Source organism: Mobilitalea sibirica (assembly GCF_015999265.1).
GTDB lineage: Bacteria > Bacillota > Clostridia > Lachnospirales > Lachnospiraceae > Mobilitalea > Mobilitalea sibirica.
On record NZ_JAEAGR010000009.1, the window covers coordinates 82,974 to 96,213 of the forward strand.

Sequence of the window (13,240 nt, forward strand, 5' to 3'; positions counted from 1 at the left end):
GTGAGAATATGTCGGAAGCTAATTGGTACGTTGTTCACACATACTCAGGGTATGAGAACAAAGTAAAAGCGAACATTGAGAAAACGATCGAAAACAGAAAGCTGGAGGATCAGATTTTAGAAGTATCTGTTCCAATGCAGGATGTCATTGAAGTAAAAAACGGTGTTAAGAAACGTGTTCAAAAGAAGATGTTTCCCGGTTATGTATTGCTCCATATGGTCATGAATGATGATGTATGGTATGTGGTACGTAATACCAGAGGTGTAACAGGCTTTGTAGGCCCGGATTCGAAACAGCCGGTCCCGTTGTCAGAGGCAGAAATGCGAAGCATGGGAATCAAGGGCAATCAAGATGTTGTTGTTGATTTTGAGATAGGTGATACGGTTACGGTTATTTCCGGTGTATGGGAAAATACTACCGGTGTTATCAAGCATATCAATACTCATAAACAGATCGTTACTATCAGCGTGGACATGTTTGGTCGTGAAACCCCGGTTGAAATCAGTTTTAATGAAGTTAAAGTCAGTAAATAATCTTATCTTAAAAACTCGTTTAGTGTTTTTAGGTTCGACATCCGTGTATGCAATGGAAAAGAGAGTAACTTAAGTTAGTTACGTGGGAGGGAAATTCCCGCAAACACCACATTTATCAGGAGGTATGCTATAATGGCAAAGAAAGTATCAGGTTATATCAAATTACAAATTCCCGCTGGCAAGGCTACACCGGCTCCCCCGGTAGGACCCGCACTTGGTCAGCATGGTGTGAACATTGTTCAGTTCACGAAAGAATTTAATGCAAGAACAGCAGATCAAGACGGAATGATTATTCCGGTTGTAATCACTGTATATGCAGACAGAAGCTTCAGCTTCATCACAAAAACACCACCAGCAGCAGTATTAATTAAGAAAGCCCTTAATTTGAAGTCCGGATCAGCAGTTCCGAATAAAACAAAGGTTGCATCTATTTCAAAAGCTGAGCTTAAGAAAATTGCTGAACTTAAAATGCCTGATTTAAATGCAGCAAGCGTTGAAGCGGCGATGAGTATGATCGCTGGAACCGCTAGAAGCATGGGCGTTACCGTAGTTGACTAATACGAATATAACAACATGGTTGAAAGATATCATGTGATTTAGAATCTATTAATGTGGGAGGATATGCTAGCAGGTATCTGCTTGGCAGGAAAACCAAAAGGTTTTCCAACGGATGTTAGATTTTCATGATGACATAATAGTCTAGCTGATATATCATAAATTCCGTTTTCTTCCGATAAAACCACTAGGAGGTTTATATAATGAAAAGAGGAAAGAAATATACAGATTCTGCAAAGTTAATTGACAGATCTGTTCAATATGAAGCAGCAGAAGCAATCAGCCTTGTTAAGAAAGCGGCTGTAGCAAAATTTGATGAGACAATCGAAGCTCATATCAGACTGGGTGTAGACGGACGTCACGCTGACCAACAGGTTCGTGGTGCGGTAGTATTACCTCACGGAACCGGTAAAACAGTTCGTGTGCTTGTATTTGCCAAAGGTGATAAAGCAGCTGAGGCACAAGCGGCAGGAGCAGATTATGTTGGTGCGGATGATTTAATTCCTAAGATCCAGAACGAAGGATGGTTTGAGTTTGATGTTGTTGTTGCAACCCCTGACATGATGGGTGTGGTAGGCCGTCTTGGTCGTGTGCTCGGACCTAAGGGCTTAATGCCAAATCCTAAAGCAGGTACAGTTACCATGGATGTAACAAAAGCAGTTAACGATATCAAAGCAGGTAAGATTGAATACAGATTGGATAAGACTAACATTATCCACGTTCCTTTGGGTAAAGCTTCCTTTACTGAGGAGATGTTAAATGACAACTTCCAGACATTAATCGGAGCTGTTCTTAAGGCAAAACCTTCAGCTGCAAAGGGACAGTATTTAAGAAGCGTAACTCTGGCTTCCACTATGGGACCTGGTGTAAAGCTAAATACTGCAAAATTAGGATAAGTAAAGCGTGATTCGAAATTCGATTGGATTTCGTGAAGCGACAAAATCAAATATAAAAAAACCAATTTTTCTGTTCTGTAATCGGCGTTATTCGATTGGATACAATTGATTGGTATAATATTTTAGGTAAATATTAAAATAAAGATTGACACGACAGAAAAGATTATGTTATAATCCTTTTTGCGTAAACTGCCGAAGACAGTAGGTGCCGTAAGGCGTAAGGTGAAACCGCCTACCGAGGAAAAGTTGGTTTGAAATCATTTTATGATAACGGAACCTCTTTCTGCTTTGGCAGGAAGAGGTTTTTTGATAGTCTTAATTACAATAAGGAGGTGTACAAGATGGCAAAAATCGAATTGAAACAACCTATAGTTGAAGAAATTAAAGGTTATGTTGAAGGTGCTAAAGCTGCTGTTTTAGTAGATTATCGTGGCTTAACAGTTGCTGAAGATACAGAGCTTCGTAAGAAATTAAGAGAGGCTGGCGTTGTATATAAGGTTTATAAAAATACAATGTTAAACTTTGCATTTAAAGGCTCAGAATTTGAAGCTTTATCAAAGGATCTGGAAGGACCTACAGCAGTTGCTTTCGGTATGGAAGATGCAACCGCTCCTGCAAGAATTTTAAATGATCTTATTAAAACCATGCCTAAGCTTGAGTTTAAGTCCGGTGTTGTTGAAGGAACTTATTACGATACCAATGGTATTAAAGTTATTGCAACGATCCCTTCAAGAGAAGAGCTTATCTCCAAGTTACTTGGAAGCTTACAGTCACCGATTACAAACTTTGCTCGTGTGCTTAAGCAGATTGCTGAGAAGACAGAAGCAGCATAAGATATTCTTTTATTATTAGAACATTAACGAATAACAATCAATTAAATATTATATGGAGGAAATTAAAATGACAACTCAAGAATTTATCGAGGCTATTAAGGGCCTTACCGTTTTAGAATTAAATGATTTAGTAAAAGCATGTGAAGAAGAATTTGGTGTATCCGCAGCAGCAGGTGTTGTAATGGCAGCAGGTCCTGCAGGTGGTGCGGCAGCAGAAGAAGAGAAGACTGAGTTCAACGTAGAGTTAACCGAAGTTGGTCCTAACAAGGTTAAGGTTATCAAAGTTGTTCGTGAAGCAACCGGCTTAGGTTTAAAAGAAGCTAAGGATCTTGTAGATGCAGCTCCTAAGATGCTTAAAGAAGGTGCTTCTAAGGCAGAAGCTGATGACATTAAGGCTAAGCTTGAAGCTGAAGGTGCTAAAGTTACTTTAAAATAATACACATAATGTGTTAAAAGGACGCGTTGTATAATTAACGATATCGTTAGTTAAACAACGCGTCCTTTGTTCTATTTATCAAATTCATGATTAGTTACAATTCATCGTGATCTACTTATGAATCCTAAGTTAAGTAATGTCTATCAAAGCGAAAGATAGATTTAATATAATGATAGTTTAGCGAAAAGTACTACTTTTGGATTGGGTTTTTAGTAAAAAGTAAAAACATAGGATATAGTAGTTTCAAATAATCATGAATTCAGATTAAATGAGTCACATTCTGTAACCAGAAATCGTATTAGAATGTATAAAATGAAAATGCGATATTTATATACATATTTTAACAACTGTTATAGAAGGGTAATTTGTAGTTTTAGGTAATAATTAGACGAAAGGAAGAGGCTTATTTGAATTGTGGAAAATTTTCATAAAAATAAAAAAAATCAACAAATTTTCGTTGACAGTTAAAAATAAATATGCTAGTATGAAAGATGCACTATTGTGGTGTTATATGCCTAATTAATAATATTATAGCATATATACTTGAAAATGAAAAGAAGTTTTTTATTCAAATCTAACTTATTAAATTCAAGGGGTGAAAACGTCAATGGATAGAAACAGAATGCATCCAATTAAGGTTGGAAATAACATTAGAATGAGTTACTCCAAACAAAAAGAAGTATTGGAGATGCCTAATCTCATTGAAGTTCAGAAAGATTCCTACCAATGGTTTTTAGACGAAGGGCTAAAGGAAGTATTTAATGATATTTCTCCGATAGCTGATTACGGCGGCCATTTAAGTTTGGAATTCGTAGACTTCGCGTTATGTGAGGACGACATCAAATATACGATTGAAGAATGCAAGGAAAGAGATGCTACCTATGCAGCTCCTTTGAAGGTTAAGGTAAGACTTCATAATAAAGAAAATAATGAGATTAATGAGCATGATATCTTCATGGGAGATCTACCGTTAATGACAGAAACAGGTACCTTTGTTATCAACGGAGCTGAGAGAGTTATTGTAAGCCAGTTGGTACGTTCCCCCGGAATATATTTTACAATAGATCATGATAAAATCGGTAAGGAATTATTTTCTTCTACGGTAATCCCAAACAGAGGTGCATGGTTGGAATATGAAACAGATTCCAACGATGTTTTTTATGTTCGTGTTGATCGTAACAGAAAAGTGCCCATTACAACATTCATTCGAGCGCTTGGTTATGGTACCAATGAAGAGATAAAGCAGCTGTTTGGCGAAGAGCCTAAAATACTTGCCAGCCTTGCAAAGGATCCCAGTACAGCTAAGGATCCATCCGGTAGTTACCAGGATGGTTTGCTTGAGTTATATAAAAAGCTGCGTCCCGGCGAACCCTTAGCGGTTGAAAATGCGGAATCCTTATTAAACAGTATGTTTTTTGATCCGAGAAGATATGACCTAGCTAAGGTAGGACGCTATAAATTCAATAAAAAATTAGCATTTCGCAACCGTATTGTTGGTTTTGTGTTATCCGAGGATGTTGTGGATAAGTCTACCGGTGAAGTGATAGCCGAAGCAGGAGCACAGGTTACCAACGAATTGGCTATTCAAATTCAAAACGCTGCTGTACCGGCGGTTATGGTACAGGCGGATGAAAAAAATGTTAAGGTTATTTCCAATATGATGGTTAACCTTTCTTATTACGTTCCGGAGATAGACAAGAAGGAACTGGGTATTTCGGAAGATGTATACTATCCGGTATTGAAAAAGATATTAGCGGATCATACCTCATTAGAGGATATCAAGGATGCGATAAAGAAGAATATCAGTGATTTGATTCCAAAGCACATTACGAAGGAAGACATTATTGCTTCCATTAATTATAACATCCATATGGAATATGGAATTGGCGGTCCGGATGATATTGACCATTTGGGTAACAGAAGAATCAGAGCGGTTGGTGAGCTGTTACAGAATCAGTATCGTATTGGTTTATCAAGAATGGAACGTGTTGTTAGGGAAAGAATGACAACGCAGGATTTAGAAGGTATCAGCCCACAATCCTTAATTAATATCAAGCCGGTAACGGCAGCAGTGAAAGAGTTCTTCGGAAGCTCCCAGCTGTCACAGTTCATGGATCAACATAATCCACTTGGTGAGTTGACCCATAAAAGACGTTTATCCGCCTTGGGCCCCGGTGGTTTATCTCGTGATAGAGCTGGTTTCGAGGTTCGTGACGTTCATTATTCCCATTATGGCAGAATGTGTCCTGTAGAGACCCCTGAAGGTCCTAACATTGGTCTGATTAACTCTCTTGCTACCTATGCAAGAATTAATGAATACGGCTTTATCGAAGCTCCTTATCGTAAGGTTGATAAAACAGAACCTATGAATCCAAGGGTGACGGATGAGGTTATCTACTTAACGGCTGATGAAGAGGATAAATATGTAGTTGCACAGGCAAATGAAGAGCTGGATGATAAGGGCTATTTCGTGCATAACTCCATTTCAGGCCGTTATATGGAAGAAACTTCTCAATATGAAAGAAATAAGATTGACTTGATGGACGTTTCTCCTAAAATGGTGTTTTCCGTAGCTACAGCATTAATACCTTTCCTTGAAAATGATGATGCGAACCGTGCCCTCATGGGTGCTAACATGCAGCGTCAGGCAGTACCTTTATTACTAACGGAAGCACCGGCAGTAGGTACCGGTATCGAAGCCAAAGCAGCAATTGACTCCGGCGTATGCGTGGTTGCGAAAAAATCCGGTGTGGTAGAGAAGGTATCTGCTAAGGAAGTTGTAATAAAAAATGAAGATAACACAAAGTCTTCTTATCGTTTAATTAAGTTTGCAAGAAGTAATCAGGGTACCTGTATTAATCAAAGACCGATTGTAAGTAAGGGTGAAAAAATTACAGCAGGCCAGGTGATTGCCGACGGTCCTTCCACCTCGAAGGGTGAGTTAGCCTTAGGTAAAAATCCACTAATCGGATTTATGACCTGGGAAGGTTATAACTACGAGGATGCGGTACTCCTTAGTGAACGTTTGGTACAAGAGGATGTTTACACCTCAGTTCATATAGAAGAATATGAAGCAGAAGCCAGAGATACAAAATTGGGACCGGAAGAAATTACCAGAGATGTTCCGGGTGTCGGTGACGATGCCTTAAAGGATCTGGATGAAAGAGGTATTATAAGAATTGGTGCAGAGGTTCGTGCGGGTGATATTTTAGTTGGTAAGGTAACTCCAAAAGGGGAAACTGAACTGACAGCAGAAGAAAGACTTCTTCGCGCAATCTTTGGTGAAAAAGCAAGAGAAGTAAGAGATACCTCCCTTCGAGTACCTCACGGTGAGTATGGAATCATTGTTGATGCAAAAGTATTTACAAGAGAAAATGGAGATGAATTATCACCGGGTGTTAACGAAACAGTTCGCGTATATATCGCCCAGAAAAGAAAAATCCAGGTGGGTGATAAGATGGCAGGTCGTCACGGTAATAAGGGTGTTGTTTCCCGTGTGTTACCGGTAGAGGATATGCCTTTCTTACCGAACGGAAGACCCCTTGATATCGTACTCAACCCTCTGGGTGTACCGTCCCGTATGAACATCGGACAGGTATTGGAGATTCATTTATCCTTAGCAGCTAAAGTATTGGGAATCGATATATCTACCCCGGTATTTGATGGCGCAGATGAGTATGATATTATGGATACCTTGGAAATTGCCAATGCTTTTGCAAACTCCTCATGGGAAGAATTTGAAGCAAAATATAAGGATACCTTAGATCCTAATTTTATGGATTATTTGAAGAATAATCAGAAATACAGAGAAGAGTGGAAGGGTGTTCCGATTAACCGCGACGGTAAGGTTAGACTTCGTGACGGTAGAACCGGTGAATTCTTCGACGGTTCTGTAACCGTAGGCTTCATGCATTACTTAAAGCTTCATCACTTGGTTGATGATAAGATCCACGCGCGTTCCACAGGACCTTACTCATTGGTTACGCAACAGCCTTTGGGTGGTAAAGCACAGTTCGGTGGACAGAGATTTGGTGAGATGGAGGTTTGGGCACTGGAGGCTTATGGTGCTGCTTATATCCTACAGGAAATCTTAACTGTAAAATCCGATGATGTAACAGGACGTGTAAAAACCTATGAAGCGATCATTAAGGGTGAAAATATAAGTGAGCCAGGCATTCCGGAATCCTTTAAAGTACTCTTGAAAGAATTACAATCATTAGCGCTTGATGTAACTGTTCTGGATGAGAACGGGGACGAAGTGAGAATGGCAGAAAGTATAGATTACGGCGATTCAGACCTGACACCATTAATTGAAGGTGACAATAATTTCAGGTATGACGAAGGCTATGAAGATGCCGGCTTTAGTCAGACGAATGTTGAAGATATAGACTCAGATATTTTTGATATTTATGAAGATGAATCCGAAGACATGCAGGATGATAGTGATGTTGATAGTGATGTCATATATAACGGTGATGATGACGATGAACCTGCAGATGATATTTGTCCCAATTGCGGTGCCGAGGTAGCTGAAGGCAGCAAACGTTGTAAGGCTTGCGGGCAGTCTTTAACCATAAGATAGTTTATGATTAGGATTTCATAGTAAAACAACATACGATAGGGTAAAATCCTATCGTGTGTATAAACGAAGGGAGAGCCAAAAGATGCCTGAAATTATGAATAATAGCATCCAGGAGATATCCTATGATGCGATTAAGATTGGTTTAGCTTCACCTGAAAAAATAAGAGAATGGTCAAAGGGAGAAGTAAGAAAACCGGAGACGATTAATTATAGGACCCTCAAACCTGAGAAGGACGGTCTGTTCTGTGAAAGAATCTTTGGACCAAGTAAGGATTGGGAGTGTCATTGTGGAAAGTATAAAAAGATCAGATACAAGGGTGTAGTATGTGACCGTTGTGGAGTTGAGGTTACGAAAGCCAGCGTGCGTCGTGAGAGGATGGGACACATTGAGCTGGCTGCTCCTGTATCCCATATCTGGTATTTTAAAGGGATACCCAGCCGTATGGGTCTGATACTAGACCTGTCACCAAGAACCCTGGAAAAGGTGTTATATTTTGCTTCCTATATTGTACTTGATAAAGGTAATACAGAGTTACAGTATAAGCAAGTACTCAATGAAAAAGAAAAGATGGAAGCGATAGAAAAGTACGGATATAATGCATTCCGTCTTGGAATGGGTGCGGAAGCAATCCAGGAACTTTTACAGGCGATTGATCTGGAGAAAGAATCCAAGGAATTAAAAAGAGGCCTTCGGGATTCAACTGGGCAAAAACGTGCCAGAATCATTAAACGTCTTGAAGTTGTAGAAGCGTTTAGAGAATCAGGCAACAATCCCGATTGGATGATTTTATCCGTAATTCCGGTTATACCGCCGGATTTACGTCCTATGGTACAATTGGACGGTGGTCGTTTTGCTACCTCTGATATGAATGATTTATATCGTAGAATTATTAATCGTAACAATCGATTAAAGAGACTTCTTGAACTGGGAGCTCCGGATATCATTGTGCGTAATGAAAAAAGAATGCTTCAGGAAGCGGTTGATGCTCTGATTGATAACGGTAGAAGAGGTAGACCGGTTACCGGTCCCGGAAACCGTGCACTAAAATCCCTTTCTGATATGTTAAAGGGTAAACAGGGTCGTTTCCGTCAGAACTTATTGGGTAAGCGTGTTGACTATTCCGGTCGTTCGGTTATCGTAGTAGGACCTGAATTGAAGATCTATCAGTGTGGTCTTCCGAAAGAGATGGCAATTGAGTTGTTTAAACCTTTTGTTATGAAGGAACTGGTAGCAAGAGGAACCGCTCATAATATAAAATCAGCGAAAAAGATGGTTGAAAGACTTCAATCTGAAGTGTGGGACGTATTAGAGGAGGTTATTAAGGAACATCCGGTAATGCTTAACCGTGCTCCTACCCTTCACAGACTCGGTATTCAGGCATTTGAGCCGATTCTAGTAGAAGGTAAAGCAATTAAGCTACATCCGCTTGTATGTACTGCTTACAATGCGGACTTCGACGGTGACCAGATGGCGGTGCATTTACCGTTATCCGTGGAAGCACAGGCAGAATGCCGTTTCCTACTTTTGTCTCCGAACAACTTACTAAAGCCTTCCGATGGCGCACCGGTTACGGTTCCGTCTCAGGATATGGTTTTGGGTATTTATTATCTTACTATAGAAAAAGAGAATGAAACCGGTACGCTTCATTCCTTTAAAAATATTAATGAGGCGATTCTTGCATATGAAAACGGTGTAATTACACTTCATGAACCGATTGCTGTAAGAAAAACAGGCATTAACAACCAAGGCGTGGAACAGACAAAAATGGTAAAGTCCACCTTAGGACGTTTTATCTTTAATGAAATTCTTCCTCAGGATTTAGGTTTTGTTGATCGCAGCAAGGATGAGAATTTCTTAGAGCTGGAAGTTAATTTCTTAGTTGGCAAGAAGCAGTTGAAACCGATTTTGGAAAAGTGTATTAATATCCATGGTGCTACCCATACCGCTGAATTATTGGATGCTGTAAAATCACTGGGTTATAAATATTCAACCCGTGCTGCTATGACCGTTTCTATCTCCGATATGGAAGTACCGGAAGAGAAAAAACAGATTATAGCAGATGCGGAAGCAACAATAGAGAATATCGCAAGAGAATACAGACGTGGTAGAATGACGGAAGATGAAAGATACAATACCGTTATTGAGACCTGGAAGGATGCTGACAGGGTACTTACAGATACCCTATTAAGCAGATTGGATCGTTTTAATAATATTAAGATGATGTCCGATTCCGGTGCCCGTGGTTCTGATAAACAGATTAAACAGCTAGCCGGTATGCGTGGTTTGATGGCGGATACTTCCGGTCGTACCATTGAGTTACCGATTAAATCAAATCTTCGTGAAGGTCTTGATGTATTGGAGTACTTCATCTCTGCCCATGGTGCAAGAAAAGGTCTTTCAGATACAGCGCTTCGTACAGCAGACTCCGGTTATCTTACCCGTCGTCTTGTAGACGTTTCACAGGATCTGATTATCCGCGAAGTTGATTGTGGAGAGCACGATAAAGAAATTCCCGGTATGTGGATTAAAGCATTTACCGATGGAAAAGAAGTGATCGAAAGCTTAGAAGAAAGAATTACCGGAAGATATTCCTGTGAGACAATCAGTGATTCAGAAGGTAATGTTATTGTAAAGGCAAATCATATGATTACACCGAAGAGAGCTGCAAGAATTATGGCTACCGGTGTAGATAAAGTTAAAATTCGTACGGTATTGTCCTGTAAATCCCACATCGGTGTCTGCGCTAAATGTTACGGTGCAAACATGGCAACGGGAGAAGCAGTACAGGTTGGCGAGGCAGTTGGTATCATAGCAGCCCAGTCAATCGGTGAACCCGGTACACAGCTTACTATGCGTACTTTCCATACCGGTGGTGTTGCGGGTGACGATATCACACAAGGTCTTCCCCGTGTCGAGGAGCTATTCGAGGCCAGAAAACCGAAGGGACTTGCGATTATTGCAGAATTCGGCGGCGTCGTAACAATCAAAGATACGAAGAAGAAACGTGAAGTAATTATTACGAATAATGAAACGATGGAATCAAAGGCTTATCTTATTCCTTATGGCTCCAGAATTAAGGTTATGGATGGAGATGTATTGGAAGCCGGAGATGAACTGACAGAAGGTAGTGTAAATCCTCATGATATCCTAAAGATTAAGGGTGTTCGTGCCGTTCAGGATTATATGATCCAAGAGGTACAGAGAGTATACCGTCTACAGGGTGTTGAAATTAACGATAAGCATATCGAAGTAATCGTTCGTCAGATGCTGAAGAAAGTCCGTATAGAGAACAATGGAGATACAAACTTCTTACCGGGGACCTTAGTGGATATTCTTGAGTACAATGATGAAAACGAAAGATTGATTGCAGAAGGCTTAGAACCGGCAGACGGAAAACAGGTAATGTTGGGTATTACAAAAGCATCCCTGGCAACCAACTCCTTCTTATCCGCAGCCTCCTTCCAGGAAACCACAAAGGTTCTGACAGAGGCAGCGATTAAGGGTAAAGTAGACCCGTTAATTGGTCTGAAGGAAAACGTTATTATCGGTAAGCTCATTCCTGCAGGTACCGGTATGAAGAGATATCGTTCCGTTAAGCTTGACTCCGATATTCAGGAAGAATTCATGCTTTCAGAGGATTTTGAAGGGGAAGGCTATATGGATGAGTTTGATACCTTTGAATATTCTGAGGAGGATTATAACCAGGAAGGCTACTATGAAGAAGGCTATAATCCGAATGAGGATAATGGCTATGATGAAGGTGAATACGAAGAAGGCTACTATGAAGGTGAAGACGGTTATGCCGAAGTCGTATACAACGAAGATAAGTATGCCAAGAAAGGTGATAATCTTCAAAGAGAAGACGCAATACCAGGAATGGATGATGCTCATGTGAATTATGGCGAAAACAGCCATAATGACGGTGACTTTACAGAGACAGAATTCAATCTTCAAGGTATCGATGAAGATGATTACGGTGATGGACTATAGTCTATAATAAGTTGATGTAACTGAAATGAAGTAATTATTCGTTTTATATTCATTTGGTTCATCCTTGAATTCACTATATTAAATTCGAAATGATATAATTAAAAAACGCCTCTTGATCGTGAAACGAAGATCAAGAGGCGTTTTATACTTGGTTCTGTTAAATAAAAGCATGATATATACACATAAAACAGACAAAGCTCCTTAATGGTTACCTATTGGAATACTGCTAAACTAATATTTAAGTATAGATAGGTCTTGTCTCTCATATTTATTATGTCCTGCTAATTCTTTTTTATATTTCCAACATATTATTGCATCCTTTAATTCTTTATCACTATTATCTATAAAAAAATCACGAATATATGTGTTATACTCAAATTGGCTTTCTATTTCTGATTTACCTTTATTTTTCTTTTTATATTCAAGAATTTTATACCATTCGTTTACTGCATCCGAATACGTTTTGCCTGCACTGTTTTTGAGATATTTTTGAAAAGTAACATTAAACGAAAAGGTATTTCCTATTACCGATTTGAAAAAGGTTCTGTGCTTTTCTGTACACATAAAATTTTCTTCAATAATACTATCTAAAGACAATTGTGTATTCAACTTAACATGTCTTCTTTTAACTTTTGGTTCTAACAACTTTTCACCTGTTCTTAAAAATAGTTCTATCCTTTTCGTTAGATCATGCTTTTTGCCGGTTGTAGAAAGTCCATTTTGTTTACAAAACGCAATAAGTTCTTCCTTTAAATAATAATATTGAAGAAATAAATCATGTTTTAATACTGTTGAAAGAATTGGTCGTTCACTCATATTTAAATCCCTTCCTTTAATTATCTGTTTTATCACACATTTAAGATATATTTCGCTCGTTCATAATCTTTTTTATGAACATAGATATAATATTGGTAGGTAAAATCATGGTTGATACCCAAAGTACCATACCGTCCCCGATTAGAACCGGTGGTATTAATACATCGATAGCTTGTTTTAATACCGGCTGCATATAATGTACTCCGCAGTTGATTGAATTTATCTAAATCATAGGTGATATGTAATTCCCTTCGGGTAAATATATTCATGATATTCCTCCTATTAAATGAAGTAACTGAATTGATTTGCAAATATGTTAAACTATAACATATTTAACCATTAATTACAAATTAAAAACGAAATACAGTAATACTGTAATCTGTAATTTGTAATCTATAAGAGCAAAATAGTACATTCTTAAAAATACACCTTATCTTGTATATCACAAAAGAAACATATATGACAGGATTCGAGTATATTTAAGTTTATAACCATTATCGTTCTAATTAAACTATGGAAAAGGGATTGCTTTTATAAAAAAAGTTATGTATCATGATACTGTACGTTTTTAGAAATAATGATAAAGTATTTGAAAGGA

The 13,240-nt window shown here is 38.8% G+C and carries 9 protein-coding genes and 1 other annotated feature; of the genes, 7 read left to right on the plus strand and 2 right to left on the minus strand.

Annotated elements, in window-relative coordinates; translation table 11 throughout:
- Positions 1 to 8 precede the first annotated feature (8 nt).
- From nusG to rpoC, 7 genes are all read left to right on the plus strand, one after another.
- Complete coding sequence (gene nusG / locus I5677_RS09825) at positions 9 to 533, plus strand: transcription termination/antitermination protein NusG (protein WP_197661413.1); 525 nt, start codon at positions 9 to 11, stop codon at positions 531 to 533.
- 132 nt (positions 534 to 665) lie between these two features.
- A complete protein-coding gene (gene rplK, locus I5677_RS09830) occupies positions 666 to 1,091 on the plus strand; it encodes a 50S ribosomal protein L11 (RefSeq protein ID WP_197661414.1) in 426 nt (141 codons plus the stop codon).
- A 200-nt stretch (positions 1,092 to 1,291) separates the two neighbouring features.
- Complete coding sequence (gene rplA / locus I5677_RS09835; RefSeq protein WP_197661415.1) at positions 1,292 to 1,984, plus strand: 50S ribosomal protein L1; 693 nt, start codon at positions 1,292 to 1,294, stop codon at positions 1,982 to 1,984.
- A gap of 174 nt (positions 1,985 to 2,158) precedes the next feature.
- Positions 2,159 to 2,301, plus strand: a sequence feature (ribosomal protein L10 leader region).
- A gap of 24 nt (positions 2,302 to 2,325) precedes the next feature.
- A complete protein-coding gene (rplJ, locus tag I5677_RS09840) occupies positions 2,326 to 2,817 on the plus strand; it encodes a 50S ribosomal protein L10 (protein WP_197661416.1) in 492 nt (163 codons plus the stop codon).
- Positions 2,818 to 2,884: 67 nt separating this feature from the next.
- Positions 2,885 to 3,253: a 50S ribosomal protein L7/L12 gene (gene rplL, locus I5677_RS09845; RefSeq protein WP_197661417.1), complete on the plus strand. Its 369-nt coding sequence runs from the start codon at positions 2,885 to 2,887 to the stop codon at positions 3,251 to 3,253.
- A gap of 607 nt (positions 3,254 to 3,860) precedes the next feature.
- On the plus strand, positions 3,861 to 7,835 hold the full coding sequence (gene rpoB, locus I5677_RS09850; RefSeq protein WP_197661418.1) for a DNA-directed RNA polymerase subunit beta: 3,975 nt from the start codon (positions 3,861 to 3,863) through the stop codon (positions 7,833 to 7,835).
- A gap of 82 nt (positions 7,836 to 7,917) precedes the next feature.
- Positions 7,918 to 11,826, plus strand: a complete 3,909-nt coding sequence (rpoC, locus tag I5677_RS09855) for a DNA-directed RNA polymerase subunit beta' (protein WP_197661419.1) — start codon at positions 7,918 to 7,920, stop codon at positions 11,824 to 11,826.
- 231 nt (positions 11,827 to 12,057) lie between these two features.
- Here the strand turns inward: rpoC and I5677_RS09860 are convergent, their stop codons facing one another.
- Together I5677_RS09860 and I5677_RS09865 are read right to left on the minus strand one after the other, a co-directional pair.
- Positions 12,058 to 12,642 carry a DUF6434 domain-containing protein gene (locus I5677_RS09860; RefSeq protein ID WP_197661420.1) on the minus strand — a complete coding sequence of 195 codons (585 nt, stop codon included), beginning with the start codon at positions 12,640 to 12,642 and terminating at the stop codon, positions 12,058 to 12,060.
- Positions 12,643 to 12,674: 32 nt separating this feature from the next.
- Positions 12,675 to 12,911: a hypothetical protein gene (locus I5677_RS09865; RefSeq protein WP_197661421.1), complete on the minus strand. Its 237-nt coding sequence runs from the start codon at positions 12,909 to 12,911 to the stop codon at positions 12,675 to 12,677.
- Between the last annotated feature and the right edge of the window lie 329 nt (positions 12,912 to 13,240).